This is a genomic window from Ruegeria sp. BI12 (genome assembly GCF_056537985.1).
In genome coordinates this window covers 1,192,546-1,218,283 of record NZ_JBQFSL010000002.1, presented here as the reverse complement: position 1 = coordinate 1,218,283, position 25,738 = coordinate 1,192,546, and the positions used below count along the sequence as shown (strand labels likewise).

The following is a 25,738-nucleotide window of genomic DNA, read 5'->3' as shown; positions in this document are numbered from 1 at the left end:
GCAAGTTCGCCCCCGGTCTTTTTGTCCATCTTCTTGATGATATCCGCCTGCATTTCTGGTGACATCAATATCCCCAAAACGTTATGAAGCGGGTGTTTCTGGAGGCAATCATAAATGGCAAGGCATCAAAAACTAAACAAGGATATGCTACTGGATGCGGCCGAAAAGCTGATCTTGGAGAAAGGCTCTCATGCGCTTTCTATTGCCAATGTGGCGCAGATGGCTGGTGTTTCCAAGGGCGGTATTCAATCTAATTTCGGAACACGAGACAAGCTGATCTCAGATCTGCTGGAGCGTTGGGAAGCAACACTTCAAGAAGCAGTACAGCGAGTTCGGGCAGCGTCACCCGCCTCTACGAGCGAAGTCGAAATCCAAGTTCAGGCAACTCGATTGGCGTATGAGAACAAGCCCAAACATCACAGCGCTATGATGATCCTTGTCACGCAAAGCAATGACCTCAGGGCGCGATCACGTGATTGGTTCGACGGAAAACTTGCTATGGTTAAAACGAGCGAGGAACTCGGAAAAGGTCCAGAAGTCGCTTTGCTGATCAATCAAGCGTTAATAGCAATTAGGTCGCTGGGTTTTGTGTCGCTTGCCGATAAGGAATGGGATCAGCTGTTCAAAACGATAGACAAAAGTTAATTCTGTCGCCTCAAAACCGGCACATGTTTGTTGCGTATCTTGCTGTCCACGACGAGTAACCGCACGGGCACAATATTGGTCAACGACAAATGCCCTGTTTGATCGTCTGGATGTAATTACGTCTGAAGGTCGGTGAATTCAACGAGGCCAGGCTGGCAGACACCTCAACCCGACGTTGACCGGAGCACCTAAACTCAAAGTGCTGCACCGCCTCCGAGCTCGGCTTCAAGCCCGATATTTCCGATGCTGCACCACGCAAAAATGGCGGTTTCGCAGCAGAAGAGCACATGCCCGGACTAGTTCACGATCCTGATAATAAAACGGCCATCATCGCGTCATTTAGCAACACTTTTAAAACGTCATCATTGTCTGCCGATAGAGCGTCGGCGTCCACTGAAACACGACCAACGAACGTTCCTGAGACGATGCTGAGTAACATCCCAGCCTTTTGATCAGCGTCGTTGCCGCCGATCAAAGCAGCAAGTTGCTTGACCATCGGGTTACCGAGCTTGTTGCGAATAACGTCGTGCGCTTCCTCGGAGCCGGAAGACTTGATAGCGATGACCATAGGATCAAAGTCATCGTTTGGATCAGCTTTTCCCAAAGCGATGTCGGCCAAGGTCGCAACCATCTCATTTGGTGACAAACCGCTAAGGGGGGCAAGATCAATGCATTCTTCCATGACAGCTTCGAATAAGCCGATCTTCGAGCCAAAGTAACGATTGATGAGCGCAGCATTGCACCCGGCATCTGACGCGATATTGCGTGTGCTTGCCGCCTCATACCCTATCCGCTGAAATTCTGTTCGCGCTGCATCAAGCAGAGCGTCTTTGGTTGCGGCTGGGTTGCGCTTCTTCGCGCTGGACTTGGTTGGTTGGTCTATTTCAATACTCAAGTAATCACCCGTTGACTTACCGTTGCGCGTCATTGTAATCACCCGATTACAACTAAAGCCCGCCAATTCCAAGTGAGCCAGCAAGATGTCAGATGAGATAAAAATTATCGATCATAGTGATCGTGTTGAAAGCCTGTTTGCCCCTTACCGCGACATTATTGGCGACGATTACCCAGCGTATCGGGGGCACGTGTATCGTGTGATCACCTATACCATGCATTTTCTCGAAGGTGATGAAGAGGCAAGACCCTTGGTCGAGACCGCATTTGTCTATCACGACATCGGCCTTTGGACAGAAAACGAGCTTGCCTATTTGGAGCCGTCAGAAGAGCATGCCTTAGCAGACAACGATAAATTTGGCTGGGGGTTCGACCCTCACTTACTGCGGGACGCGATTCACTGGCATCACAAGGTTTTCCCCTATCGCGGGCCAAATCAGCGTATCATAGAAGCCGTTCGTAAGGGCGATTGGATCGATGCAACCGATGGCAAAATTCGGAAAGGTTTGAGCAAGGCTCAGGTTAAGGCCGTGCAAGATGCAATCCCGAACTATGATTTCGGCAACGTACTCCAGAGGCTTGCGGGTGATCTCGGCGGAAACAAACTGAGTGGCAACCTGCGTGTCTTGAGGCGCGTGTTTAAGTGGTAGTTGGGCGTGGGCGGCCGTGATGAAAAAGACCAAAGATCGCTTCACATAAAACCGCCACCGCGTAATTCATTGTTTGGCACAGCAGGAGCGTTTTCGTCAGAGTTGCGGTGCACATAGCAAAGAGCGGGGACTGGCTTGGGGGCTCAAAAAAATTTTGGAGAATTTAAAAGAAGATCTGAGATGTCATTCGCACTTCGATGACGGACTACTTGCCTGCGATCTTCTTGCAAATTCGTATGATGTCGTCTGCCTCATGTTGAGTAAGGCCAATTTGGGAAAAGACTTCAGATGAAATTCCGCAGCTTTTTATCCAGATGCTGCGCCCCGTTTCAGTTAGAGTGACAATCTTTTGACGCTCGTTCCCGTCCCGAGTTTCACGCCGCAACAGGTCTTTTTCTTCGAGGCGCCGCAGTAACGGCGTCATCGTCGCTCCGGAAACGTCAAGCCGTTTCGCCAAAGTAGAAATGGAAACACCATCTTCTTCGGATAATGCCATCAAGACCAAGTACTGGGTGTAGGTTAGCCCCTGGGCCTTTAGAAGCATCTGATAATGCTGCTCTATTTTATGCGAGGCGGCGTAGACCGCGAAACACAATTGATTGTCCAGCCGAACATCTCCGCCGGTCTCTGACTTTTTCGTCTTGGACAAGGTGGCCACTCTCATTGGTTTGATCTTGTTGACTTTAGCACATGAAGTTTTTACTTGCAAATAGTTAGGTAGCTAAGCAATAGCTAGCTAATAAAGCAAAAGGAGGATGCAATGATCAAACGCAGCGTATTGACTATAGGGTTATGTTTGACGGCGACGGATGTTGTTGCTGAAGAAGGCTTCGACTTTGAGAAGGGTTTCGCCGCCTTCGAAAACTTGTTTGGTGTGACTGAGGGTAAACGTCGCAACCACACCAAAGGATTTTGCGTTGAGGGCACGTTTGCGCCGGTAGATCAGGCAATCAAGGCATATTCCAATAGTCCTTTGTTCACTACTGAATCTTCGGTTATTGCGCGAGTGTCGCATAAAGGTGGAAAGTCAGACCCGGCCGACAACAAATACGGGCTACTTGGGTTATCGATGGAGATCACGACGCCGGATGATGACCTGCACGTGATTGCAATGAACACCGAACACTTCTTTCCGGTGCCGACGAGCGAAGCGTTCATCGAACTTTTGCGTGCCAAGGCCGCAGGAGCGGAAGCAACCAAGGCGTTTGCGGCGGCCAATCCTTCATTGAAAGCCTACAGCGAATATCATGGCGCGTTGGACAAGTCGCTTCGACCCCATGAGGGTACAACCTACTACAGCGTGAATTCTTTCATTCTTGTGAACGATGCGGGGCAAGAGACTGCGATGCGGTTCTATTTCCGACCATCGGGGCAACAGGGTATCGTTGTTGACACCCACCCCGACTTCTTCATCGAAAACATGCAAACCAATATCGCCAATGGTGGCGTGTCTTGGGATATGGTTATCGTTCTGGCCAACACTGATGACAATGTAGTAGATCCCTCTGTTCAGTGGACCGGCGATCACATAGAAATTGTTGTGGCGCGTTTCACGGCGAATGCTGCGATGACCGAAGTCGACGGGGGCTGTGACGAGATCAACTTTGACCCGCTGATCTTGAGCGAAGGCTTTGCTCCGTCCGATGATCCTATGTTGCAAGCGCGATCGTTGATCTACGCACATGGTGTGGGAACGCGGTTGTCTGAAAAAGATTAACTTCGGATCCGCTAATCCAGTGGATCAATTGATTTCCTGTGATGCCCTGCGCTGCCGGAAATACGTATTCTCAATGAGCAAAATGCATGGGCAATACAGCCTCTTTAAGAGGGTTTTCCCTGCCTGCTCGATAACTGACCAAGGAGCAACTCATGTCACAGGCAGTAAAGCTGATCGACGCATTGAATGGAACGTTTGGCCGTCACTATGGCTACCGCGCGTCACACGCAAAGGGGTTTACAGCACAGGGACGATTCTGTCCTGCTGCGAAAGAGTCGAGAGTTCAGATCCCGATGTTGAAAAATGAATGCAAGGTTACGGCGCGTTTTTCCGTTGGAGGTGGAAAGCCGGGCATCAGTGACAAAAGCCCCACGGTGCGTGGGATCGGACTGGAGATCAGAAAAGGATCGGAAGCTTGGGTTCTGACGCTAATTTCCAACCCAGTCTTCTTTGCCAACTCTGCTGCACAATTCCGGACTTTTCTTGCTGCGCGTATTCCTGATCCGGACACCGGTGTTCCGGATCCTAAGTTGGTAGAAGTCTTTAATGAGGCAAATCCCAATACTGTGCCGCATCAACAATATCTTAAGTCTGTTGCGCCCTGCCGCTGTTATTCGTCCGAATGCTACCATTCTGGTCATGCCTATCGGTTTGATTTGATTGGAAAGGATATCTTTGCCCGAATTCTGCTGGAGCCAGAGAGTGGGCGATTGGGATTGACCAAGGAAGAGGTGGAAATCCTCGCGGATGACTTTCTGCATGACAGGTTCCTGGAAAAGCTCTGCGATGGACCCGCCCGCTGGTCGTTGAAGTTGGTGATCGCGAACGACTCTGACAACGTGTCTGATCCGACTGTGCCGTGGGGTGGGGCACATACCACAGTTGATCTTGGGACAATTCAGGTTGAGCTACCGGATGATCGCGCAGAAAGCACCAAAAAGGTGTTCGACCCATCCCGCATGCCGGAAGGAGTTCGAGCGCCCCTGGATGGCGTTTTTTCCTTGCGAAGTGGAGCCTACGCGGAATCTGCGGCGAGGCGATCCGTCTAAGGGGCCGGTTGGGCTCCTCAGGTGGGCTGGCGTCTCCAATAATAGGTATTGACAATACCTATTATTGGAGACAAAACAGGAGCCTGAAATGGAGTAGATTCTGATGTCAGCTGCAACGGTTTCCAAACCACAGATGTTTGAAATTTCCGTCGAAGAAATAGGGATACTGGTTTGCAGGTTTTATGTGCAGGTAAGAGCACATCCCGACTTGGGACCTGTGTTCAATGAGGTCATTCAGGATTGGCAGGCTCATGAAGAAAAGATCGCTTCGTTTTGGCGCGGTGCGATCCTAAGGGAACCTGGATATTCCGGAAATCCGATGCAGGTACATTTGGCGAATTCGGATGTTCTTCCTGAGCATTTCCCCATTTGGCTCGACCTGTTTGAGAAAACCGCGCATCAGGTTTTGCAGCCAGATACCGCCCAAGCTTTTACACATTTGGCCAACCGGATTGGTAAAGGTTTGACCTTTGGGATCGAAAACTTTCGTCGCGAGGCGGGTGCCCCTCCGGTGTTGTCATGACCATTTCGTTGTATTCAAAAGCGCAGGTCATTCCCGAGCCGCCGATCCAAGTCGTGAAGCGTTGGTTGCGAGCGGGGTGGCGCGATTTCAAAGCGAACCTTGTTTATTCCCTATGTTATGGCGTCGCGCTTGTTCTGTTGGGATGGGTGTGTGTTGCGGGCCTTGTATTCAGTGGTCAAGGTTGGGTTCTGCTGCCACTTTTGGCTGGTGGCATGCTTGTTGGGCCCATTGCAACCGTTGGTTTGTATTCGATCGCGAACGGTGACACTGGACCAGGCGTCGCGAAAGGTCAGATTGCTCTGGTCGGCGCGATCCTCATGGTGTTTGCCCTGACTTGGATACGTGCCGCGACAATCATGTTCGCCATCGTATATGGTCTGCGCCCGTTCTCTGGCTTCGCTGATACTCTACTGCTGATGATCAGCACACCGTCGGGCTGGGCTTTGTTGATCTCTGGATCTTTGATCGGCGGATTGTTTGCGTCCTTGGGGTTCGCTGTCTCAGCCTTTTCGCTACCGATGCTCGTAGATCGCAAGATCGATGGCTTCTCAGCGATGGGGCTGAGTTTTAATGCCACCACTCACAATTTTCGACTTTGCCTGTGTTGGGGCGGTGTGATTACCGCGCTGACTTTGTTGGGGGTTTTAACAGGTCTGATAGGACTGGCCGTAGTTTTCCCTTTGCTGGGATACTCAACCTGGCATGCCTATGCCGAGCTTTTCCCTGGAGACGCGAAATGACAGAAGCCCTTCCGAAAGGCGTGGTGCACTATGCGACTTCACAATTCACGCACGACACTCTGCCAGAAAAATTGCGCAAGGATCACAGCACGAAAGCCGGTGTCTGGGGTCAGTTGGCCGTGCAATCGGGCCAACTCTTGCTGCGTCGGAACAACAAAGATGACTTGGTGTTGGCTGCGGGCGAAACGGCGGTCTTTGCGCCTCAGGAAACTCACTCCGTGAACCCCATCGGGGAGGTCACATTCGAAGTGCGTTTTCACCGGCAGGAGAGTCCAGATGCCGAATAATAATACCGTCGAAAACGTTTTGGTCCTGTGTGCCCTTGCCATTGTTTTGGTCGGCGGAGTGGCCATTCTTGGTTGGGGTGTACCTCTTGCCTATGTGCTCCATGGTTGGATGATTGCCATCTTCGCCGGTTGGGGGTTGCTCTGGATGATCACCCGAATGAGCGAAGAAGTCCGGGACATCCCGCTTGAGTATAACGACCAGGTCACGCGTTACGGTGTAATAGCTGCGCTATTTTGGGCCTTGGTCGGTTTTACCGTTGGAGACATTCTGGCTTGGCAGCTTGCCTTTCCGGCATTGAACGGGGATGTGTTCTGGTCGAATTTTGGCCGGTTGCGTCCGGTACATACGTCTGCGGTAATCTTTGGATTCGGCGGCAACGCACTAATCGCGACTTCATTTTACGTGGTGCAGCGCACCTCACGGGCAAGACTGGCCAGTGAAACACTGCCTTGGATGGTGTTTTGGGGCTATAACCTTTTCATGGTCCTTGCGGCGACCGGCTACCCCTTGGGGATTACCCAATCCAAGGAATATGCGGAACCGGAATGGTATGCGGATCTTTTGTTGCTGGTTGTATGGGTAGGGTACCTCGCGCTTTATCTAAAGACCCTCTCGCGCCGGGCAGAGCCGCATATCTATGTGGCCAACTGGTACTATCTGGCTTTCATCGTCGTGATCGCGATGCTGCACACGGTGAACAACCTCTCGGTCCCCGTCTCCATCGCATACCCCAAAAGTTACTCGCTTTTTTCGGGAACACAGGATGCCATGACGCAGTGGTGGTACGGGCATAACGCAGTTGGATTCCTGCTTACGGCAGGGTTCTTGGGGATGCTCTATTACTTCCTGCCCAAATCTGTGAACCGGCCGATCTATTCGTACCGCATGTCGATTGTGGGGTTCTGGGGGATCACTTTTCTGTACCTCTGGGCCGGATCGCATCACCTGCACTATACGGCCCTGCCTGACTGGGTTCAGTATCTTGGCATGACCATGTCGATCATTCTGCTGGTCCCCAGCTGGGCCTCTGTGTTCAACGGCATCCTTACGATCAACGGGGCTTGGGATAAAGTCCGGACGGACCCGGCGGTCCGGTTCATGATGGTCGCAATTTTGTTCTATGGGCTGTCGACATTTGAAGGTTCGTTTATGGCGATCCGCCCGGTAAACTCGCTAAGCCACTATACCGACTGGACGGTTGGGCACGTTCATGCCGGCGCCTTGGGTTGGGTTGCCTTCATCACCTTTGGTGCCCTGTACAAATTGGTGCCCTGGATATGGAAGCGGGAAGGCGTATATTCCTTGCGGCTGGAAGCCTGGCACTTCTGGCTCGCCCTGAGCGGAACGCTGATTTACGTCGGCGCGATGTGGAACAGCGGCATCACGCAATCGCTGATGTGGCAGACCTATGATGCGGACGGCGCTTTCCTCTATTCCTTCCTCGACAGCGTGATCGCGATGCATCCCTACTATGTCGCCCGCGCGATAGGAGGGCTGTTGTATCTGATCGGAGCCTGCATCGGTGCATACAACATCTACATGACTGTGAGCGGGCCGAAGATCGCCCAAACCCGGGAAGCTGGACCTTTGATCCAGCAGCCGGCGGAGTAAGTCCCGATGAGCACTCAGCACCAAAAACTCGAACGCCATTCACTTGGGTTTGCAATGGCAATCCTGATGGTTGCATCGATCGGTGGCATTGTCGAAATCGCGCCGTTGTTCACGATCGAAAACACGGTGGAAAAGGTCGAAGGCATGCGGCCTTACACGCCGCTGGAACTTGCCGGGCGCGATATCTATGTGCGCGAGGGCTGCTATGCCTGCCACAGTCAGATGATCCGAACCCTACGGTCGGACATCGAACGCTATGGGCACTATAGTCTGGCTGCCGAAAGCATGTATGACCATCCGTTTCAATGGGGTTCGAAACGTACAGGGCCGGACTTGGCGCGCATTGGCGGCAAATACTCCGATGCATGGCATGTAGCGCATCTGGAAGCGCCGCGAGAGCTGGTCGAGGGGTCTATCATGCCGGGCTATGGTTTTTTGTCCGAGACGCGCCTTGCGACTGGGCATTTACCTGCCTCGCTGACAGCGCTCAGCCGGGCTGGTGTGCCTTATACGAACGCCCAGATCCAAAACGCCGAAATGGACGCCGCGTGGCAGGCGGATGCTGAGCAGTACTTTGAAGGGGAGTTGCAGGCAAGTTACGGGGAAAATGTTCAGGTTCGGGATTATGACGGGCAACCGGGCAAGCTGACGGAAATGGATGCCCTTGTGGCCTATCTTCAGGTTCTCGGCACATTAGCCGATCTGGACTCGTTGAACCTTGAGGAGGTCCAACGATGACACATGATACAGTTCTCGTCTTCTCCAAGACTTGGGGCGCAATCTACCTGCTGGTCGTCTTTTTAGCTGCAGCGATTTGGACTTATTGGCCCTCGCGTCGGAAAGTTTACGACGATGCCGCCCAATCCCCATTGGACAGTCGGGAGGATCAGCCGTGGCGATGAAGGAAAAGGATCCCGTTTCCGGCACCGATCTGACAGGCCATGAATGGGACGGCATCAAAGAGCTGGACACACCCGTTCCCTGGGCTGCCCGATGGGCGCTTTGGATCAGTATTTTCGTAGCAGCGCTGTATTGGGTGTTTTACCCATCTTTCCCGAGTGTGCGTGACTACGCGAAGGGAATGCTTGGCTATTCCTCGCGCGCCGAAGTTACGACGGCACTTTTGCAAGCTGATGCAGATCGAGAGGTAACGTTCGCGCCCTTCGCACTCGGGGATATTGAGGAACTGGCCGCAGACCCCGCGCTTGAGGCGCGGTATAGCGCGTCGATTTCCAAGCTTTACGCCGACAATTGTGCCGCTTGTCACCGGAATGACCTTATAGGGCAGGTCGGCTTTCCCAATCTGGCGGATGGTCATTGGCTTTGGTCAGGCTCTCCGGAAGAGATAGAGGCGACTATTCTATATGGGATCAATGCGCAGCATGACGATACACGGATCGCACAGATGCTTGCCTTTGGTGCGGATGGGATGATCGATAAGCAGCAGGTCAAGGAGGTCACGGAATTTGTCTTGTCTCTGTCTGGACGACAGCATGATGCGGCGGTGGCCGAAAATGGGAGATTGGTTTTCGAAGAAAATTGCGCGGCGTGTCACGGTGATGACGGCCGCGGGGGCTATAAAATCGGCGCGCCGGATTTGGGTGATGAAAGTTGGATCTATGGGGGCGACCGGGACGCTATCTATCACAGCATCTATTTTGGTCGACAAGGTGTGATGCCGGCGTGGGACGGACGCTTGAGTGACGCTCAGATCCGAATGCTGACATTGTACTTACTCTGGAATTCAGAAGATGCACCAAGCTGAAGAAAACCTAAGATTCCGCAGGGCAATGTACCTGATGATCCTGCTCCTGGTGATTGGGTACATCGGATTCAAGGCATGGCATCTTTCCATGGCATTCGAGGCATGGGACGGGCAGGCGATTGAAGGTATACTGCCGGGCGCAGCTAAATGAAAATCGTGATTTTATACGATTTCAATTTGCGTATTAATGATCTGAAGCCAGTGCATGGCTAACTTCTAGCGCCCGGATCAAGTTTTTCATTCCGCGATTTCCTTCTAATACATCCTGCAATGTCTTGCTATCCAAGGCAGCAAAGAACGCCTCCTGAGCTTCGTTCAGAATTGGTAGCAACCCACAAGCGGGCGTCATCACACAACAGCCACCGTCTTCCTTCATGCATTCCACCAAAGGGGTTCCGCGTTCGGATTTACGCAGCAGGCCGCCAATCGATATCGCATCAGGAGGTAAGGCCATACGCATGCCCCCGTTACGTCCACGCACCGATTCTACATAGCCCTCGTGTGTGAGCCACTGGGAGATCTTGGCCAGGTGATTGAAGGGTAAGTTCTGCATCGCCGCGATTTCACGGGTCGACATTAACCCTTCTTCATGGGTGGCGAGGTGGATCAGGATGCGCAAGGCATAGTCGGAGAACTTTGTAATTTGCATAGCTATATCTCCCATAAAAAATAAGCTTTGAAAATGCCTATTTTGTTGACATCTTTTTCCAACAATTTTAATAGGTATTATAGATGCCTAATAAAGGAGATGGCTCATGCAGCCTGTTGTACTTTTGATCTCGTTGATCCTGATGGCTGCGCTGTCACTTGTCTTCTGGTTGGCTGCGCGTGCCTCGAACGGGCCGGAACCCGGACCTAAGTCGAACTCGAAACGTGCAGGCTTGATCTGGGCAATGATGATTGTTGGAGTAGTCGTGGCAGTCGGCTCATTACGACCATGGCCGCATGCTTTGGCCAGTACAGACGACGCCATCACCGTTTCTATCACTAGTGGGCAGTGGTGGTGGGATATCGACATAGTTGAGATCCCTGCTGGAACGCCCATCAATTTTAGCGCCACGACCGAAGATGTTACCCACGGATTGGGGATTTACACTTCAGACCTACGCCTTCTGACGCAGGTCCAGGTGATCCCCGGTTACACAACCGAAGTTTCTTACACGTTCGATGAACCCGGCACTTACCAAGTCCTGTGCATGGAGTTCTGCGGGGTGGCGCATCAGGACATGGTCAACGAATTCGAAGTCGTCGCGGTGGAGGAATAAATGAGCGCTGTATCTGAACTTGTCGCGGACAAATCAAACGCCACTGAACCCCAGGCCGGGGCAGTTAAGCTTACCATGATCCTCTCTGGCGCGGTCTTTGCCTTGATGATGGTCTTTGGCTTGATCATGCGCGCGGCACAGGGCCAATGGATCGAAGTGGATCCGGCTTTGTTTTACCAGTTGCTGACGGCCCATGGCGCAGGGATGGTAGGAACGGCCGCACTGTCTGGCGCTGCGATCATGTGGTACTTTTGCGGACGTCACATTGTTCTGACGGCTGGAATATTCTGGGCTTTCCTTGCGCTATTTCTATTGGGCGTCGCCTTAATCCTGAGTTCGATTTTTATTGGTGGATATGGTGGCGCATGGACATTCCTGTATCCGCTACCCGCAATTTCCGGCGGAGCGTGGGAGGCGGGTGCAGCGGCTGCGTTTTTGCTTGGATATGTTTCGATCGGCGTTGGCTTTCTGTTGTACTATCTGGAGCTCGGTCGCCAGATTCATGCCCGCTATGGTAGCCTTGTACGAGCGCTGGGCTGGAACTTAATCCTTGGGCGCGAGGACAAAAACCCTCCACCACCAACGATCGTCGCAGCAGCTGCGGTGACTATTTTCAACTCGATCGGTATCATACTTGGTGCGGCAGTATTGGTGGCGAGCCTTGTCCACCTGCTGGTGCCAGGATTTGAAGTAAACGCGCTTTTGGCCAAGAACCTGATCTACTTCTTTGGCCACGTTTTCATCAATGCTTCGATCTATATGGCGGTGACCGCGGTTTATGAAATCCTGCCGGAATACACCGGCAAGCCTTGGAAATCGAACCGTCTTTTTGCGATAGCCTGGAATGCCGTACTGATTTTCGTAATGGCCGTTTACTGGCACCATCTGCTGCAAGATGTTGTCATGCCACCATGGATGCTGGTGGTTGGACAATTGGTCTCGTACTTCAGCGGCATTCCCCTCATCGCGGTCACGGCGTTCTCTACATTCCTGTACGTGCGCGGCTCGAAAATGACCTGGGATCTGACGTCCTCGCTATTGGTTTTGTCTGTGGCAGGCTGGTCTGTAGGGTCGATCCCCGCGTCTATCGACGGGATGATCAGCGTGAACAAGGTGATGCACAATACAATGTGGGTCCCGGGGCATTTCCACACCTACCTGCTGTTGGGCGAAGTGGCGATGGCTTTTGGTTTCATGGCCTGGCTGGTCCGTGGCAAAACCATCGCCCAGATGAGCGGGCTGGACCGTGTTGCATTTGTGACCTACCTCGCGGGTGCCGCAGGTTTTGTGACGGTGTTTCTGTTCTCTGGCGCGGCTTCGATCCCCCGTCGCTGGGCAGTGCACTATGAAGAATGGCTGCCCCATGACCGTATCGGTACTTTGTTCAGTGTGCTGATTGTGCTGGCAACATTGGCTTTTGTTCTGCGCTTTGTTTTGCGTCTTGGTCGAAGTAACCACTGATGTTGGTTCGTGTTCTCCCTTCGGTTCTGGTCGCGAGCATCGGTCTGGGAACTCTTTGGCATGCCACAGACAGAGGGCAGGCTTTCACCAGCGAAGCCGCACGGAGATTGGATGTGGTACGCGCACCACGTCCAGTTCCCGCCCTGCAATTGGAAGATATGTCAAGTCAGTTGGTGCCCCTGTTGCCGCAAGGCGACGAGGTGGTTCTGGTCGAGTTCATCTACACTGTGTGTGGCGACATTTGTCAGGTTGCAGCGGCGGATTTTGCCACGATCAGGGATCAATTGGAGGTGCGTGAAGTGCCCGTCCGGATGATCTCGGTCAGCTTTGATCCCGAGCGGGACACGCCGGAGCAGATGGCGATTTACGGAGAAGCCCACGAGGTGGATGGCAATATGTGGACTGTCGCCCGCCCGATGTCAGAAGACCTGCCGTTGTTGTTGGAATTGTTCGACGTAACAGTCATTCCCGATGAATGGGGCGGATTTCAGCACAATGCGGCAATCCATATGATTGACGGCGATGGACGCTTTTCGGCGGTGTTTGACACCGATGCGATCGACGCCGTTCTGGCCCATTTGGAGGAGCGCAGCTCATGAAGTTGCTTGGCCTTGCCTTACTCGCGGCGGCCGAGGCCGTTGCTCTTCGGTATGCGGTTATTGAAAGCCCGATCCGGCATGTCTTGGTGCAAATGCCATTGCTGGTTCTTGCCGGGGTTTTGTTGGTCTGGAACAGGCAAATTCGGCAAGACTTGGCGGTTCCATTGCTGTTTGTTGCCTTGACGGTCTTTCTATTCTGGATGCTGCCCCGAAACGTCGATTGGGCGCTGACATTACCGGGTGAAACGGTCAAATACCTGAGCTTGCCGCTAATGCTGGGCGTACCCCTGAGACTATCATGGCCCTGGTTGGGTCCGGTCCTGCGGGGGTTCCTGAAGGCGAATGCGCTGTCGATGTTGGGTGTGCTGGGCTTTCTGTACACGCACGCGCCGATCAGGATTTGCAATTCTTATCTGCTTTCCGCTCAGCAGGATCTGGGCACGGCCTTTCTCTACCTCGGTGCTGGTCTGGCCTGTCTCTGGGCCATCCCAATCCTGTTTGGAAATTCATGTAGCCGCAGGTCGAATTCGACCGGCTACGCAAGCTGTGGGGTGTAAAGTGCAATGACCTATGCTGATTCAGTCATCGGATTCGCGGAACTGGCGCAAAAGAAAGGCGCCAGCCTACGGTCTGATCCCATTGCATTTCTGATCCTCGCCTTGAAAGCTGGGGCCTTTGTCGGTGCCGGTATCTTGCTGATTTTTTCTGTTGGGCAGGGCGCGGAACCATCTATCCGTCCCATCGTCATGGGGGCTAGCTTCGGCATAGCCCTGACACTAGTGGTCTTTGCCGGGGCTGAGCTGTTCACGGGCCACACCATGTACATGACGCACGGATTGCTTGCCAAAAGTACTGCGTGGTCGGACGTGCTGCGGTGCTGGTTCGTTAGTTGGGCAGGAAATCTGATCGGGGCCATATTGCTGGCATTGCTATTCGTCGCGGGCGGCGGTGGACTTATCTTGGCAGCAGGCGAAGACGCTTTGATTTACAAGGTGGCCACCAAGAAGATGCACGGCACCGAGTTGGAACTGTTCGCCAAAGCGATCCTTTGCAATTGGCTGGTTTGTCTCGCCTTGTGGTGTTCGGCACGCGCAAATGACGACGTTACCAAATGCATCGTCATCTTCTGGTGCCTGTATGCCTTTATCGCTGCGGGGTTTGAACACAGCGTTGCTAACATGACCGTGTTTTCACTGGCGCTGCTCTCAGATCACCCCGACGGCGTCACCTTGGCCGGAGCCGCCCACAATTTGACGTATGTCACCTTGGGCAACGCATTCGCCGGCGCCGGGATCATGGGCTACGGCTACTGGCGAGCGGCGTCTAAGCCCACGGTTAAGGATGTCGCGACGCCCGCGTCAACCAAACATCCTGTCTAATGAGGGCGTGATCATGAGCGTGACACAACCTGTCAAAAACTCTGTCTCTACGAACCGACAGTCCCATGCCGAGCATCTTTTTGAGGCCGCTCGCATTGCAATGATTGCGATTATCTATTTTTGGATGGGCGCTGCAATTAGCGGTAACTTGATAGCGGCTCCGGCCAAGTTCCAAGCCCCGTCATTGACATTGCCGGTCGCCTTGGACGTTGGGCGGATGCAGTTCATGTGGATTGGCGTATTCGAAGCGTTTTGCGCGCTGTTGATTGCAGTTCTTCTTCTGTCATTCCGACAGAAACCGTCGTTGCCATTAATTTCCGCGCTATGCGTGTTCGGATTTCAAAGGCTTTGGCTCCTACCTTTGCTGAACGCGCGGACGCTTTTGATCATCGCGGGTCAACCAGTCGAGGACAGTTCATTGCATCTGCTCTACGTCGCGTCTGAATTTCTGAAGATCGGTTTTCTTTTTTGGGCAGGCATTCGGGAAATGAGAGGCCTGTTCCGAAAAACAAGACCGACCGCAGTTTCGGTCCAAGTCTGAACTCTCAACTATCTGCAATCAAAAGGAAGGGATGATCTCATGAGAGGTGTTCTTGTGGTTATCACATTAGTGCTGGCGGGTGCTCAAAGCGTTGCCGCAGAAGGCGACGCAGCGGCAGGCGAAAAAGTCTTCAAAAAATGTGCCGCATGTCATGCAGTTGACGAAGGTAAGAAAAAAGTGGGCCCAACGATGTTTGGTGTTTGGGGCCGAGAAGCTGGCGCTGTTGAAGGTTACAAATACTCGACAGCGATCGGGGAAGCCGGATTTGTTTGGGATGAAGAACACTTATCCGGGTTTCTCGCGTCTCCCAAAAAATACCTGCCGGGCACGAAAATGTCCTTCCCCGGTATAAAGAAACCGGAGCAAATCTCAGACTTGCTGGCCTATTTGGAATCCCTGCAGTGACAGACCAACGGCGTTTCTTTGATGGCGACTTACATGCTTGCCCTCAAAGAAACGCTAAATTGCCTTCTCCGTGGTTTGGTTGGTCAGGCTCTAAGCTTTTCCGTTCAAATACCGCGACATTTCCGGGGCAGCCATAAGGGTCTGAATGAAAGTCCCGAAATGTTCAAGCGATCCCGCACGCGGATCACTATCGCGCCATGTCAGTCTGATAGAACGGCCAAACACCCCGTCCGCAATGGGATGTATTGTTGCAAGGCCGCCGAAACGGTCGGGGCCGCTCACAGACAATGCCGGAAAAAGCGCGCAACCCTCTCCCAGCGCGACCATTTGCCGGAGCATCTCAAGACTGCTGGCCACTCTTTGTCCTGGTCGGTCAATCCGGTCGCAAAACGCAACGGTTTGATCCCGTAGACAGTGTTCCTGAGAAAGAAGAACGAGCTGTGATGATAAAACCTTGGACCAGCGAACCGTTTCATTGGGTTTGAGATCCAGATCTTTGGGACAGGCAAAAACAAATGGTTCATTAAACAGCGGAAGCGAACTTAGTGCAGGCTGTTTCGGGTCGGTTGCGATCAGCGCGGCGTCCAGCGCCCGATTGGTAAGCATCTCTTCTAGAACATGCGTGGGTTCTTCGAACAGTGACAGTCTTAACTTGGGATAAGCCGATTTGAGAGACTTTAAGATGAGCGGGAGCAGGTATGGCCCAAGCGTTGGAAGCACTCCAAATTTTAGTTCACCTTCCAGATTGTCACTCAGGCTCAGCGACAATTCCAACAGTTCTCGAGCCTCTGTCAGAAGGGTTTCTGCTTTTTGTAGAACTATCCGGCCATTTTGGGTCAAAGAGACATGCCGTCCCTGACGTTCGAAAATCGAGAATCCAAGTCGGGCCTCTAGCTTCAATACCTGTTGACTGATTGCAGGTTGTGAAACCCCACAGATATCAGCCGCCCGGCCAAAATGACCTTCTTCGGCAATGCTCTGAATGTACTCAAGATCTCTGAGTGAAAGACCGGCGACTGAGGTTCTTCTGACCATGCATCACCTCTGATTATCCATCGGATAATTTATATAAGTTGGAGTAAATTGGCCGTTTTCGGTTTTGTCCTGCCAATACCAACTCAGGAGATTGACATGACGAGCAAACCGAAGCTGACCACTGCGTTTGGCGCGCCAGTGCCCAACAACCAAAACACTCTGACTGCGGGGCCGCGCGGCCCTGCGCTGCTTCAGGATGTTTGGTTCCTCGAGAAGATGGCTCATTTCGATCGCGAAGTGATCCCCGAACGCCGGATGCATGCCAAGGGGTCCGGCGCTTACGGCACACTCACTGTGACCCGCGACATCACCCGCTATACACGCGCCAAATTGTTCTCTGATGTTGGCAAGAAGACTGATCTCTTCCTGCGTTTCTCGACCGTTGCAGGAGAACGCGGCGCAGCGGATGCGGAACGGGACATCCGAGGCTTTGCGGTAAAGTTCTACACCGAAGAGGGCAATTGGGACCTGGTTGGGAATAATACTCCAGTGTTTTTCCTTCGCGATCCGCTGAAGTTTCCCGATCTTAATCATGCCGTCAAACGTGACCCGCGAACGAACATGCGTAGTGCGGATAACAATTGGGACTTCTGGACCAGCCTTCCGGAAGCTTTGCTGCAGGTAACGATTGTCATGTCTGATAGGGGGATTCCTGCAACCTACCGACACATGCACGGCTTTGGTAGCCACACATTCAGCTTTATCAACTCGGGTAACGAACGTTCTTGGGTCAAGTTCCATTTCAAAACCCAGCAAGGGGTCAAAAACCTCACCGACGAGGAAGCTGCGCAGATCATTTCCGGCGATCGTGAAAGCCATCAGCGTGATCTTTATGACGCTATCGAAGACGGCGATTTTCCTAAATGGACGCTCTATGTCCAAGTCATGCCCGAGAAGGATGCGGGGACTTATCACCTCAACCCATTCGATCTGACCAAGGTTTGGCCGCATGGGGACTATCCGCTGATTGAGGTTGGCGAACTGGAATTGAACCGGAACCCCGAGAACTACTTTGCCGAGGTGGAACAGGCGGCCTTCGCACCCTCGACAATCGTGCCTGGCATCAGCTTTTCGCCGGACAAGATGTTGCAGGGGCGTCTGTTTTCCTATGGCGACACTCAGCGGTATCGGTTGGGTGTCAATCATTCCCAGATCCCGGTCAATGCGCCTCGCTGCCCGTATCATTCCTATCATCGTGATGGAGCGATGAGAGTCGACGGCAATGCCGGATCTCGGATTGGCTATGAACCCAACATGCATGGAGAATGGTCCGAGCAACCGGATTTCTCTGAACCACCTTTGTCCATCGAAGGTGCTGCGGATCACTGGAACCACCGCGAGGATGATGACTATTTCTCGCAGCCCGGTGATTTGTTCCGCCTGATGACACCGGAGCAGCAAAAAGTGCTGTTCGAAAACACCGCGCGCGCGATTGGAGCTGCAAGGAAGGAAATCCAGATCCGCCACATATCGAATTGCCTCAAGGCAGATCCCGCGTATGGCGCCGGCGTCGCAAAGGCACTTGGTTTGAGCATCGAGCGTGACCCTCCTGAGTAAAATCAATTGGCAAGTTCCCGACCTTCGGGAACTTGCGCGATGCCGTGTGGCGTTCATGAACGAACGACGCATAGCGGTTTTGGGTTTCCTGTCGCTGTGGTAGCCAAAGCCGGGTTCTTGCGACCGCCAATGGCGGGTTTTGTTCCGATGTCTGGGCACCATGGCCCGTTCAGACAATGCAGCGACCTGCTGTGTCTTCACTTTGACCGACAGTTACGGGGCCGCTTTTGACCGATACTGCGCCTCGCGTCAGAAGGCCGCCAATCTCTGATCCCAACTGCAGTTCAGAAACCTGGCCAAGGTGATGCGCAACGATCTGCCCCGCCTGATCCAACAGGACAAGGCTTGGTGTGCCGCGCATACCAAAGCGAGACATCGTGTTTGGCAATGGTCCTGCGCCCTGTTTGTCCACGCCAACAGGGAAGGTGATGCGATATTCATGTAAGAAAGCCTTCAGAGACACCGGCGTCATAGCATCGTGATGCTCGAAAACAGTGTGCAGGCCAGTCACGGCTACTTTTTCTTCAGGAAATATCTTCTGAATCGACTGTGCCAAGGGAATGCCGTGCAGGACGCATCCTGGGCATAACATTTGAAATGCCTCAAGGACGACAACCCGTCCTTTTAAGCCTTCTAAAGTCAGGGGTGTGTCTGTGTTAAACCATTCCGACACGTCTAGTTCAGGTGATTGCATTTTCCTCGTCCTCTTTAGCAAGCAGCTGCCTTGGGATCGGCGGCTGCAGGATCGAAATTCAGTGAAGTTTGCCCGGCAGGCTCAGGTTGCCAGAAGCGACGTCGAAAACATCTGTGACGCAAAGCAAGGGCGCATGGATATTCGCGTTAACCCTCAAGGCGGATGTGACGCCGTCATAAGCGACACCATCCAGCTCAACGTCGCTGGCGAAGCCTGCGTTCACCACAATTTCGGGTCCGTCGAACAGCGGTGTAAACCCTGGGCTGTCCAGAAAGATCGGAAACCCTGGCCATGTCGCAGGTAGCTTGGGTGTGGAACCTTCGGGGATATCACGTACGGCAAGCGCGTCGGGTCCGCACGCTTCGGTCGGGGTCAACACAACCCAGTGGCTGTGCCATTCGATGCCATCATTGGCCGGGTCTCCGTCGCCGTTTTCGTCAAAAAGCGGTGTGTCATCAAAATCCGGATGACTGGTTGCGGCCATTGCAAGGATACCTGTGCCGCCTTCGAACCCAACGGCCGAAGGGTCCAAAGACGTAGGCCAGACATATGACCAGACGTCTGATCCACCGACCTCTCCGGTTGCCACCGGAACCGAGGCGCCAGCCGATCCATTCGTTGTCATGTGAAAAGTGACCGTGTTTCCATTGCGGTGCGCGTGTGCGGCCAGAATGTCAAAATCCGCGACTTTACTGACGTCAGCAGAAGACATGATCGCGCCCTCCTGATGAATGGCATGATCTCCCCCTGCAAGGGCGGTGCTGCCAAGTATCAACGCAAGTGTTGAAGTGAACGTGGTGAGTTTCATGAGTGCCTCCAATTAATAAGATAGCGAGTCGCTACTATACGAAAAAACACATTGCAACTATAATTTCGACTCGCTACTAAATGTGTGATGAACACAAGCCACCGTATACGCTCTCTGATCAATCGAATGGCGCGCCTCGACGCTTCGGAAGGATGGGCAGGAGATTTGAATCCGACCCAGAAGATGGCGTTGGAGTACCTGGCAGAGGCCAACATGTATTCGCGCTCGCCGTCGCACGTCGCAGAGTACATCGGTACAACCCGTGGAACGATGTCACAGACGCTCAAAGCTTTGGCGCGCAAAGGCTATGTAGAAGAGCACCGCAAAGAACATGATCAGCGGTCGATTTCCTACGATCTCACAAAAGAAGGGGCCGAGATCGTACGTCAGCCAAACCCTGTTGCTCGGGCAATTGGAGAAATGTCCAAAGCAAACCAAGCCATGCTTGAACAGGGCCTGACGCAAGGCCTCAACTTCGCCTTGCTGGCTAATGGAGGGCGATCATTCGGCCAATGCAAATCCTGCACTCATCATGACGGCAAGACGAACAGCGGTTTTTGCAAATTATTGGGCGTCTCCTTGGAGGCCGGCGAAAGAGAAAAGATCTGCATCGAGCACGAGGAAGCTAGATGAACCATCCTGAACTGTCGGCTATCATCGACGGCATTTTCCTTGGGGCCATCAGAGATCGCTGGGAAGGTAAACCACCGTCTGCCATTCAGAAAGACTGGGTGGACGCGCGGCAAGCCGTTACCTCGCTTGGATTTTCCGGGGATGCTCAGGCGGACCTGACCGTGCATGGTGGCGAAGACAAAGCCATCCATCATTATGATTTTGAACACTATTCGGCTTGGCAAGCAGAAGGCCTAATGGCACCCGGCACAATGCCAGCGGCGTTTGGTGAGAACATTTCTACGACGGGATTGACCGAGGAAAACCTTTGCATCGGGGACATCCTGTCACTCGGGACGGCGGTAGTTCAAATTAGCCAGGGGCGGCAGCCGTGCTGGAAACTTGGGCTACATACAGGACGCAAGGAAATGCCTTATCAGTTTCAGAAAACGGGCCGCACCGGATGGTACTACCGCGTGCTCGAACCTGGCGAAGTTGGCGCCGGTGATCGGATTGCCTTGGCTGAAAGGCCAAATCCCAATTGGTCTGTATTGGCTGTCACACGCGCACGGCTGACTCGTCGCATATCGCCGGAAGATGCCGAGGTTTTGTCTCAGATGAAAGAACTTGCTGAAGGTTGGCGACAAGCCTTTGCCAGAATGGCTGAGGGCAACGCCAAGGAGGATACATCGGCAAGGCTTGGAGGCTCAGGATAAGACACCCAACGCGCGTTTAATCGTAACGAAATTTTCTCGAACTTAGCGACCATCGTAACTCCATTACGGTCAAATCCTTGTTTGTCATTCGGTAGCCGGAGCCGGCTAATAGTGAGGCTTAAACTCCAGCGTCAAGGAAATGCCACTAATCGCCATGGGCTAGAAAAGTTTGACGACTGGGTCAAAATAGAATGATAGGATTCATTCATTTACTGAAGTTTTAGCTGTCGATTAAGTGTAATATCAGTGACTTTCCACATTTCCAGTTAAACTACGCATAGATTTGCTTTTCACGACAGACCCCTTACCAATTTCAAGGTTCATTGGTCGGCCTTCAGGCTTGTTTTTGTGTGACCCTGATAGCTCACGTGAGTAATCAAAGATGATTTGAAGGGCGGAAGCCGTCTCTCACAAAAAAGTCGAAAAACATCTGGCGCCACAACTCAAAGACAAGCCAAATAGCGTCCTTGGATCAGTACCGGGTTACGACTACTGCAACCGCAGCAAAAACCACACCAATCAAAAGAGCCTTTGTGTTCATTGACGAACGGTTGGGCAGTTTTACCCGAAGAGACAGGGCTATGATCACGCCCCCTGTCAACCCAGTCGCAATTGAATAGATCATGCTACTTTTGTCCGTGTTGAGACCGATCAATATGCCGATTGCAAGCGACGCGACAAAGTATGCGCGAAGCCATCCAGACATATGTCTTGGATGAGTTTTGTAGAGATAAATATTCACTCCAAATAAATGCAGCGAATAGGCCAACGTTCCAATGACGTACAGTTCAGGCGAAGTTGAGGTTGCTTGCATAACTGTAATGGCAAGCAAGCAGTTATAGGTTCCGAGTGCCACTGTGTCCAAGCCAAGTGACAACCTGTTATCGGTCCCCATATCGCGACGGGTTTCCAGCAAGTAATAAATGAGAAATCCTAGCAGCGAATAACCGAACAGCGAGTTTTCCCATTTCCCGTTTGCAGCTAAATCGGCCGACAATTCACCGATTTTTGGCAGCAAGAAAAGGAAAGCATAGCCAAGTCCGATCCCAGATGAAAAATCAGATAGCCAGCTTGCCCGGGCGGGGAATTTCCGGAAAAAAGACACGCAGAAAACGTGAACAGTGCCGATGACTGCAATCGATGCTATCGCGAGGTATGTCGGCGCTTCGAACACGGCTAAGATCCAATGAACACATTACAATCCGATGAGACACTCGTTGGGATCGAAAGCACAACCCAGAAAGTGAAGAAGGTGCGATAGTGGTTTTCTCAGAGTACCCACTGACTAGGCTTCTTGACTGCCAATCGTATTGAACAATCGACGGCAGCTTTTGTCCGCTTAGCAGCCAATTTTTTAAATTTACCGAACATCTGCCTAGAGCCCTTTGCGACCAATGCTGCATGGTGTGGCAGCAGAAAGCGAACATTACATTGTTGAAGGCTTGCCCTGAAGCGAACACTTATGCTGGCGGTCGTGCTAGCTAAATTGAGCCATGAAGGCTCGCAAACGCATGGCTCTGGAGCCTGCGAGAAAGCCCAAACCTTGGGCTTATTTTACGAGCCTTGGCGCTATTGAACTGCATAATCACAGGTCAAAAAAAATCAGTTAGCTTCAAAAACCGCTTCGCCTTCGACAAACGTCTTTAATATCTGCGCCTCACTGACTTCCGCTATCGGGATTTCAAATAGGTTGCGGTCAAGCACGATGAAATCGGCAAGCTTGCCTTTTTCGATCGATCCAAGCTTCTCGTCCGCAAAATCCAAGTATGCAGAGTTGATTGTGCGTGCATCAATTGCCTGCTTTAGCGAGATCGCTTGGCCCACTGCAGGATCGGGTGGACTCGTGTCGGCCACAGGATCGATACGGGTCACGGCCGCCTCTATCGATGCCAATGGGGTTTGCATGAACAGCGGACCATCAGACGCGATAACCACCCGTCCTCCGGCATCAGCGACCGAGCGCATTGGGAAAACCCTTTGCGCGCGTTCCGGGCCAACCACGCGGTTGACGACATCGTTGTGAGGGTTCGAAAACCATAGAACGGGCGAGAACTCCGGGGTCAGATCGAGTTCCACCAGTCTAGACATGTCTTCTTCGGATATGAAAAACGAGTGAGCAAGCTGGTAGCGGCCTTTCAACTCACCCAGTTGATCCCGTGCGGTCTCCATTGCGTCCAGAACAAGCCGAGCGCCGCGGTCACCCACAGTGTGGAAGACCATGCCTTTCATGCCTTGTTCTTCAAATCGTATGATGTCGGCCACAAGTTCGTCTTCGGTGAAGAAGATCAGTCCGTAGTCCCCCTGACCAGAAGCAAGTGGATCATACTGTGAACCCGCGTCAGACTGGGACTGTTCCACTTCCGAGTTGTTCGTCAGGAAAGGTTCCAGCATCGCACCGGTCTCAGTCGGGATGCCATCGATATTGACCTTTATAAAGGTTGGGTCGAGCCGCGGTGCGATAAAGTCTTGAAACTTGTCAATTGCCGCACGTTGATCTTCGACAGATTGATAGGCGCGCGTCGGAGAATCGTAGGTCCACGCCATACTAACCCTGATCGGAAGACCTTCGGATGTCGCAAGCTGATGTAGTGCCTGAACATTAATCAATTCGCTGTGCATGTTCCTGGCAGATGTCACCCCATCGAGGCAAGCAAGTGTAACACGTCCCTTGTGCCGTCAACGTGGGTATCAAGTTCGAGACTACGAAGAAATGGCATCGCGTAGAGACCCATCGCGGCCTCTTTCATGTAGCCTGTTGCTTCTCCGGTTTCAGGGTCCCGTACGATGATCCCGTTCCGTGGGTCCGGCGTATCAGCATTAATACCGCTATCGATCATCGCCGGTGTATTCAGCACTGCCTCGTGCCCGGTTGCGGTGATAATGTAGGCCGGAATGTCAGAGACTGCCTCGTCAAGCCAGGCGGTGTCCGGTTCTCCGTCAAACAGTTCGTTGGCCAATCCATTTCCAAAAAGGAGTTCGAGGTTTGGTCGTGCAGCTACAAATTCGCGAATTAACTCTGCTGCTGTTTCCGGATCAGCATCGCCGGGCAGTGTGATTGCCTCGTCAGACAACGCTGCGGCAACATACCAATTGCGGAAATGAACATGGATGTCATAAAGGCCGGGCAAGACCATCGCACCCGCAAGGTCGATCGTTTCAGTGTCGTCCCCAGCCAGTGCAGCGACTTCTTCAGCTGAACCGACAGCAACAAAACGTCCATCCTCAATGGCAAACGCCTCGGCCCATTCTTGATCAGGGTTGACCGTATAGACCTGCGCATTGGTGTAAATGGTGTCAGCGGCTTGCGCGTTTACCGCTGTCGCCGCAAGGGCGATTGATGCAACGGACGCTGAAAGGAAGCCAAAAGAAAAGGTCATGGGTGCGATCCATTCATTGTACAAACATTTATCCTTGATAACTCAAGGATTGGCTGAACGGGTCTCTCAAGCAAGCTTCCAAGCAATGCACGCGCCCCATTTGATGCACAGCGTTGAATATCTTGATGCCATTAGTAAACTAAAAAAATACAATTCACCTCTGGAGTTTACACCCGCTATGTCCGCGAGTGGATCATTCAGGTCCGGGTCGACGAGGGTCAGCTTTCCTCAATCTGAACGTTTTTTTTGCCTTCTGCTTTGAGCTGAGAACAGACATCAAAGAGTTGGTCGCTGGTTGCAGCAAAGTCCGCATGGCAGCCGTTCGTCAGATCGGATCGAATGACCGCTCCGAGCGCTTCAACCTACATTGAGTTTTTTGCTCGTGCAGAAGGTTCTGAAACTGCGCATGCCGGACATTTAAAACCAGGCGGAAAATAGCAAATAAGCGGACAAAGCTTCCGTTCGCTGCGGTGGCTCTAATGTCCGCTCTGCTCACGTAAGTCAGCCTCAAGCAACTTTGACCAGTAGTTTCTGTGCCTCACCCCATTGCCTCGGCGATTGCCCATACATGCGCCTAAACTCGCGACTGAACTGGGACGGGCTGACGTAACCAACGTCCATTGCGGCTTCGTTCACAGGCATCCCGCCCGCGATCTTCATGGCGGCGTTGTTGAGGCGCATCGTCTTGACGAATTGGATTGGTGCCATCGTCGTGACCTGCTTGAATTTGCGATGGAAGACCGCCCGGCTCATGCCCGCTCGACTTGCCATATCCTCTATCGAGATCGGCGTATCCAAGTGTGAGGACACATGCGCAATTGAACGTGCGATAGCGTTGCCTGCACCAAATGCTTGCCGTGCGAAGGTGCCAGCCTCTCCCCTCAGGATCGCATAGAGCACCTCACGTAATCGCGCCTCGCCAAGAATTGCTGTATCCGTCTCGCTGTCTCCGAGCCGCAGTAGCCGCAGCATCGCTTCAGTGAACCCATCGTCCCATCTCGCGAGCCTAATTCCCGGCTCCCGCAGTTCTCCTTTGACCGAAGGAAGAATGCCCCCTGCATTTTCCATCTCCATCACCAGCTCGGTCATAGCGCGTTGCTCAAGAGTGATCATGACCCCGTAGAGTGGGAGGTCATGCGAGGCCAAAGGCGTCCCGGCCTTGACCGGCATCGACATTGGGCAGCAGAGATATTGACTGTTGTCGTATTCGTATCTTCTGCCATCCAGTACGGCTTCCTTCACCCCACTCACGATGGCTACGATGCAGGGCTCGTAAACGGCTGGAACACAGGGGATTGAACGCGTGGCGCGAAACAGCCGTACACCCTTGATGCCCGTCTCGGTCAAGCCGTCCGTTTCGGTTCGGCCTGCGATGATTTGCTTGATCTGATCCTTGCTCATAAGAGA

General features: G+C 52.8%; 31 protein-coding genes. 21 read left to right on the top strand and 10 right to left on the bottom strand.

The genetic code is table 11. The features are described from left to right. The first annotated feature begins 114 nt into the window (after nt 1-114). Nucleotides 115-645, top strand: a complete 531-nt coding sequence (locus tag ACR0AK_RS18665) for a TetR/AcrR family transcriptional regulator (RefSeq protein WP_480794482.1) — start codon at nt 115-117, stop codon at nt 643-645. A gap of 301 nt (nt 646-946) precedes the next feature. Here ACR0AK_RS18665 and ACR0AK_RS18660 read toward each other — a convergent pair whose 3' ends face one another. Further along, nucleotides 947-1,573: a TetR/AcrR family transcriptional regulator gene (locus ACR0AK_RS18660; protein ID WP_480794481.1), complete on the bottom strand. Its 627-nt coding sequence runs from the start codon at nt 1,571-1,573 to the stop codon at nt 947-949. A gap of 52 nt (nt 1,574-1,625) precedes the next feature. On the opposite strand from ACR0AK_RS18660, the gene ACR0AK_RS18655 reads away from it, so the two are divergent. Continuing rightward, entirely contained in the window at nt 1,626-2,189 is a 564-nt protein-coding gene (locus ACR0AK_RS18655) for a hypothetical protein (RefSeq protein ID WP_480794480.1), read from the top strand. Nucleotides 2,190-2,394: 205 nt separating this feature from the next. Here the strand turns inward: ACR0AK_RS18655 and ACR0AK_RS18650 are convergent, their stop codons facing one another. Continuing rightward, nucleotides 2,395-2,853 carry a MarR family winged helix-turn-helix transcriptional regulator gene (locus tag ACR0AK_RS18650; protein ID WP_480794479.1) on the bottom strand — a complete coding sequence of 153 codons (459 nt, stop codon included), beginning with the start codon at nt 2,851-2,853 and terminating at the stop codon, nt 2,395-2,397. A 96-nt stretch (nt 2,854-2,949) separates the two neighbouring features. On the opposite strand from ACR0AK_RS18650, the gene ACR0AK_RS18645 reads away from it, so the two are divergent. The 9 genes from ACR0AK_RS18645 (at nt 2,950) to ccoP (ending at nt 9,882) form a co-directional block, all read left to right on the top strand. Next, entirely contained in the window at nt 2,950-3,906 is a 957-nt protein-coding gene (locus ACR0AK_RS18645; protein WP_480794478.1) for a catalase, read from the top strand. A gap of 152 nt (nt 3,907-4,058) precedes the next feature. Beyond that, the gene (locus tag ACR0AK_RS18640; RefSeq protein WP_480794477.1) at nt 4,059-4,955 is read left to right on the top strand and encodes a catalase; all 897 of its coding nucleotides are present in this window, start codon (nt 4,059-4,061) and stop codon (nt 4,953-4,955) included. Nucleotides 4,956-5,058: 103 nt separating this feature from the next. Beyond that, entirely contained in the window at nt 5,059-5,478 is a 420-nt protein-coding gene (locus tag ACR0AK_RS18635; protein WP_480794476.1) for a group III truncated hemoglobin, read from the top strand. Beyond that, nucleotides 5,475-6,218, top strand: a complete 744-nt coding sequence (locus ACR0AK_RS18630) for a DUF2189 domain-containing protein (protein ID WP_480794475.1) — start codon at nt 5,475-5,477, stop codon at nt 6,216-6,218. Before ACR0AK_RS18635 ends, ACR0AK_RS18630 begins: the two co-directional genes overlap by 4 nt. Further along, entirely contained in the window at nt 6,215-6,505 is a 291-nt protein-coding gene (locus ACR0AK_RS18625) for a TehB family protein (RefSeq protein WP_480794474.1), read from the top strand. The genes ACR0AK_RS18630 and ACR0AK_RS18625 overlap by 4 nt, the downstream gene beginning before the upstream one ends. Next, the gene (gene ccoN, locus ACR0AK_RS18620; protein WP_480794473.1) at nt 6,495-8,117 is read left to right on the top strand and encodes a cytochrome-c oxidase, cbb3-type subunit I; all 1,623 of its coding nucleotides are present in this window, start codon (nt 6,495-6,497) and stop codon (nt 8,115-8,117) included. Before ACR0AK_RS18625 ends, ccoN begins: the two co-directional genes overlap by 11 nt. A 6-nt stretch (nt 8,118-8,123) precedes the next feature. Then, nucleotides 8,124-8,855: a cytochrome-c oxidase, cbb3-type subunit II gene (gene ccoO / locus ACR0AK_RS18615; RefSeq protein ID WP_480794472.1), complete on the top strand. Its 732-nt coding sequence runs from the start codon at nt 8,124-8,126 to the stop codon at nt 8,853-8,855. Beyond that, the gene (locus ACR0AK_RS18610) at nt 8,852-9,019 is read left to right on the top strand and encodes a cbb3-type cytochrome c oxidase subunit 3 (protein WP_480794471.1); all 168 of its coding nucleotides are present in this window, start codon (nt 8,852-8,854) and stop codon (nt 9,017-9,019) included. The genes ccoO and ACR0AK_RS18610 overlap by 4 nt, the downstream gene beginning before the upstream one ends. Beyond that, nucleotides 9,016-9,882, top strand: a complete 867-nt coding sequence (gene ccoP, locus ACR0AK_RS18605; RefSeq protein WP_480794535.1) for a cytochrome-c oxidase, cbb3-type subunit III — start codon at nt 9,016-9,018, stop codon at nt 9,880-9,882. Before ACR0AK_RS18610 ends, ccoP begins: the two co-directional genes overlap by 4 nt. 184 nt (nt 9,883-10,066) lie before the next feature. On the opposite strand, the gene ACR0AK_RS18600 is transcribed toward ccoP, so the two are convergent. Beyond that, a complete protein-coding gene (locus ACR0AK_RS18600) occupies nt 10,067-10,531 on the bottom strand; it encodes an RrF2 family transcriptional regulator (RefSeq protein WP_170560692.1) in 465 nt (154 codons plus the stop codon). Nucleotides 10,532-10,637: 106 nt separating this feature from the next. Between ACR0AK_RS18600 and ACR0AK_RS18595 the strand changes: the two genes are divergently transcribed. The 7 genes from ACR0AK_RS18595 (at nt 10,638) to ACR0AK_RS18565 (ending at nt 15,532) form a co-directional block, all read left to right on the top strand. Further along, nucleotides 10,638-11,147: a cupredoxin domain-containing protein gene (locus ACR0AK_RS18595; RefSeq protein ID WP_480794470.1), complete on the top strand. Its 510-nt coding sequence runs from the start codon at nt 10,638-10,640 to the stop codon at nt 11,145-11,147. Then, nucleotides 11,148-12,608, top strand: coding sequence for a cbb3-type cytochrome c oxidase subunit I (locus tag ACR0AK_RS18590; RefSeq protein ID WP_480794469.1), 1,461 nt, complete (start codon nt 11,148-11,150; stop codon nt 12,606-12,608). 158 nt (nt 12,609-12,766) lie between these two features. Continuing rightward, nucleotides 12,767-13,207 carry an SCO family protein gene (locus tag ACR0AK_RS18585; protein WP_480794468.1) on the top strand — a complete coding sequence of 147 codons (441 nt, stop codon included), beginning with the start codon at nt 12,767-12,769 and terminating at the stop codon, nt 13,205-13,207. Further along, complete coding sequence (locus ACR0AK_RS18580; protein ID WP_480794467.1) at nt 13,204-13,764, top strand: hypothetical protein; 561 nt, start codon at nt 13,204-13,206, stop codon at nt 13,762-13,764. The genes ACR0AK_RS18585 and ACR0AK_RS18580 overlap by 4 nt, the downstream gene beginning before the upstream one ends. A gap of 6 nt (nt 13,765-13,770) precedes the next feature. Further along, nucleotides 13,771-14,586, top strand: a complete 816-nt coding sequence (locus ACR0AK_RS18575; protein WP_170560687.1) for a formate/nitrite transporter family protein — start codon at nt 13,771-13,773, stop codon at nt 14,584-14,586. 13 nt (nt 14,587-14,599) lie between these two features. After that, on the top strand, nt 14,600-15,127 hold the full coding sequence (locus tag ACR0AK_RS18570) for a hypothetical protein (RefSeq protein ID WP_480794466.1): 528 nt from the start codon (nt 14,600-14,602) through the stop codon (nt 15,125-15,127). A gap of 39 nt (nt 15,128-15,166) precedes the next feature. Next, nucleotides 15,167-15,532: a c-type cytochrome gene (locus ACR0AK_RS18565; protein WP_170560685.1), complete on the top strand. Its 366-nt coding sequence runs from the start codon at nt 15,167-15,169 to the stop codon at nt 15,530-15,532. Between the two features lie 90 nt (nt 15,533-15,622). Here ACR0AK_RS18565 and ACR0AK_RS18560 read toward each other — a convergent pair whose 3' ends face one another. Beyond that, a complete protein-coding gene (locus ACR0AK_RS18560; RefSeq protein WP_170560684.1) occupies nt 15,623-16,567 on the bottom strand; it encodes a hydrogen peroxide-inducible genes activator in 945 nt (314 codons plus the stop codon). 96 nt (nt 16,568-16,663) lie between these two features. On the opposite strand from ACR0AK_RS18560, the gene ACR0AK_RS18555 reads away from it, so the two are divergent. Further along, nucleotides 16,664-18,124, top strand: a complete 1,461-nt coding sequence (locus ACR0AK_RS18555) for a catalase (protein ID WP_480794465.1) — start codon at nt 16,664-16,666, stop codon at nt 18,122-18,124. A gap of 169 nt (nt 18,125-18,293) precedes the next feature. Here ACR0AK_RS18555 and ACR0AK_RS18550 read toward each other — a convergent pair whose 3' ends face one another. Next, a complete protein-coding gene (locus ACR0AK_RS18550) occupies nt 18,294-18,818 on the bottom strand; it encodes a redoxin domain-containing protein (RefSeq protein ID WP_480794464.1) in 525 nt (174 codons plus the stop codon). A 58-nt stretch (nt 18,819-18,876) separates the two neighbouring features. Further along, nucleotides 18,877-19,626: a hypothetical protein gene (locus ACR0AK_RS18545; protein ID WP_480794463.1), complete on the bottom strand. Its 750-nt coding sequence runs from the start codon at nt 19,624-19,626 to the stop codon at nt 18,877-18,879. 126 nt (nt 19,627-19,752) lie between these two features. Here ACR0AK_RS18545 and ACR0AK_RS18540 point away from each other — a divergent pair, with 126 nt between their 5' ends. Then, nucleotides 19,753-20,259: a MarR family winged helix-turn-helix transcriptional regulator gene (locus ACR0AK_RS18540; RefSeq protein WP_480794462.1), complete on the top strand. Its 507-nt coding sequence runs from the start codon at nt 19,753-19,755 to the stop codon at nt 20,257-20,259. Continuing rightward, nucleotides 20,256-20,954: an MOSC domain-containing protein gene (locus ACR0AK_RS18535; protein WP_480794461.1), complete on the top strand. Its 699-nt coding sequence runs from the start codon at nt 20,256-20,258 to the stop codon at nt 20,952-20,954. Before ACR0AK_RS18540 ends, ACR0AK_RS18535 begins: the two co-directional genes overlap by 4 nt. Before the next feature lie 472 nt (nt 20,955-21,426). Here ACR0AK_RS18535 and ACR0AK_RS18530 read toward each other — a convergent pair whose 3' ends face one another. From ACR0AK_RS18530 to ACR0AK_RS18515, 4 genes are all read right to left on the bottom strand, one after another. Continuing rightward, nucleotides 21,427-22,128 carry a hypothetical protein gene (locus ACR0AK_RS18530; protein WP_480794460.1) on the bottom strand — a complete coding sequence of 234 codons (702 nt, stop codon included), beginning with the start codon at nt 22,126-22,128 and terminating at the stop codon, nt 21,427-21,429. Nucleotides 22,129-22,556: 428 nt separating this feature from the next. Then, entirely contained in the window at nt 22,557-23,573 is a 1,017-nt protein-coding gene (locus ACR0AK_RS18525) for an amidohydrolase family protein (protein ID WP_480794459.1), read from the bottom strand. 14 nt (nt 23,574-23,587) lie between these two features. Then, nucleotides 23,588-24,331, bottom strand: a complete 744-nt coding sequence (locus ACR0AK_RS18520; RefSeq protein ID WP_480794458.1) for an amidohydrolase family protein — start codon at nt 24,329-24,331, stop codon at nt 23,588-23,590. A 507-nt stretch (nt 24,332-24,838) separates the two neighbouring features. After that, on the bottom strand, nt 24,839-25,732 hold the full coding sequence (locus ACR0AK_RS18515; RefSeq protein WP_480794457.1) for an AraC family transcriptional regulator: 894 nt from the start codon (nt 25,730-25,732) through the stop codon (nt 24,839-24,841). Between the last annotated feature and the right edge of the window lie 6 nt (nt 25,733-25,738).

Coding starts and splice junctions, on each gene's coding strand:
- ACR0AK_RS18655 (WP_480794480.1), top strand. CDS start 1,626: ATGTCAGATGAGATAAAAATTATCGATCATAGTGATCGTGTTGAAAGC.
- ACR0AK_RS18515 (WP_480794457.1), bottom strand. CDS start 25,732: ATGAGCAAGGATCAGATCAAGCAAATCATCGCAGGCCGAACCGAAACG.
- ACR0AK_RS18590 (WP_480794469.1), top strand. CDS start 11,148: ATGAGCGCTGTATCTGAACTTGTCGCGGACAAATCAAACGCCACTGAA.
- ACR0AK_RS18640 (WP_480794477.1), top strand. CDS start 4,059: ATGTCACAGGCAGTAAAGCTGATCGACGCATTGAATGGAACGTTTGGC.
- ACR0AK_RS18555 (WP_480794465.1), top strand. CDS start 16,664: ATGACGAGCAAACCGAAGCTGACCACTGCGTTTGGCGCGCCAGTGCCC.
- ACR0AK_RS18665 (WP_480794482.1), top strand. CDS start 115: ATGGCAAGGCATCAAAAACTAAACAAGGATATGCTACTGGATGCGGCC.
- ACR0AK_RS18645 (WP_480794478.1), top strand. CDS start 2,950: ATGATCAAACGCAGCGTATTGACTATAGGGTTATGTTTGACGGCGACG.
- ccoO (WP_480794472.1), top strand. CDS start 8,124: ATGAGCACTCAGCACCAAAAACTCGAACGCCATTCACTTGGGTTTGCA.
- ACR0AK_RS18600 (WP_170560692.1), bottom strand. CDS start 10,531: ATGCAAATTACAAAGTTCTCCGACTATGCCTTGCGCATCCTGATCCAC.
- ACR0AK_RS18525 (WP_480794459.1), bottom strand. CDS start 23,573: ATGCACAGCGAATTGATTAATGTTCAGGCACTACATCAGCTTGCGACA.
- ACR0AK_RS18585 (WP_480794468.1), top strand. CDS start 12,767: ATGTCAAGTCAGTTGGTGCCCCTGTTGCCGCAAGGCGACGAGGTGGTT.
- ACR0AK_RS18610 (WP_480794471.1), top strand. CDS start 8,852: ATGACACATGATACAGTTCTCGTCTTCTCCAAGACTTGGGGCGCAATC.
- ccoP (WP_480794535.1), top strand. CDS start 9,016: ATGAAGGAAAAGGATCCCGTTTCCGGCACCGATCTGACAGGCCATGAA.
- ACR0AK_RS18540 (WP_480794462.1), top strand. CDS start 19,753: ATGGCGCGCCTCGACGCTTCGGAAGGATGGGCAGGAGATTTGAATCCG.
- ACR0AK_RS18575 (WP_170560687.1), top strand. CDS start 13,771: ATGACCTATGCTGATTCAGTCATCGGATTCGCGGAACTGGCGCAAAAG.
- ACR0AK_RS18560 (WP_170560684.1), bottom strand. CDS start 16,567: ATGGTCAGAAGAACCTCAGTCGCCGGTCTTTCACTCAGAGATCTTGAG.
- ACR0AK_RS18545 (WP_480794463.1), bottom strand. CDS start 19,626: ATGAAACTCACCACGTTCACTTCAACACTTGCGTTGATACTTGGCAGC.
- ACR0AK_RS18595 (WP_480794470.1), top strand. CDS start 10,638: ATGCAGCCTGTTGTACTTTTGATCTCGTTGATCCTGATGGCTGCGCTG.
- ACR0AK_RS18625 (WP_480794474.1), top strand. CDS start 6,215: ATGACAGAAGCCCTTCCGAAAGGCGTGGTGCACTATGCGACTTCACAA.
- ACR0AK_RS18565 (WP_170560685.1), top strand. CDS start 15,167: ATGAGAGGTGTTCTTGTGGTTATCACATTAGTGCTGGCGGGTGCTCAA.
- ACR0AK_RS18570 (WP_480794466.1), top strand. CDS start 14,600: ATGAGCGTGACACAACCTGTCAAAAACTCTGTCTCTACGAACCGACAG.
- ACR0AK_RS18650 (WP_480794479.1), bottom strand. CDS start 2,853: ATGAGAGTGGCCACCTTGTCCAAGACGAAAAAGTCAGAGACCGGCGGA.
- ACR0AK_RS18630 (WP_480794475.1), top strand. CDS start 5,475: ATGACCATTTCGTTGTATTCAAAAGCGCAGGTCATTCCCGAGCCGCCG.
- ACR0AK_RS18550 (WP_480794464.1), bottom strand. CDS start 18,818: ATGCAATCACCTGAACTAGACGTGTCGGAATGGTTTAACACAGACACA.
- ACR0AK_RS18635 (WP_480794476.1), top strand. CDS start 5,059: ATGTCAGCTGCAACGGTTTCCAAACCACAGATGTTTGAAATTTCCGTC.
- ACR0AK_RS18520 (WP_480794458.1), bottom strand. CDS start 24,331: ATGACCTTTTCTTTTGGCTTCCTTTCAGCGTCCGTTGCATCAATCGCC.
- ACR0AK_RS18660 (WP_480794481.1), bottom strand. CDS start 1,573: ATGACGCGCAACGGTAAGTCAACGGGTGATTACTTGAGTATTGAAATA.
- ACR0AK_RS18535 (WP_480794461.1), top strand. CDS start 20,256: ATGAACCATCCTGAACTGTCGGCTATCATCGACGGCATTTTCCTTGGG.
- ACR0AK_RS18580 (WP_480794467.1), top strand. CDS start 13,204: ATGAAGTTGCTTGGCCTTGCCTTACTCGCGGCGGCCGAGGCCGTTGCT.
- ccoN (WP_480794473.1), top strand. CDS start 6,495: ATGCCGAATAATAATACCGTCGAAAACGTTTTGGTCCTGTGTGCCCTT.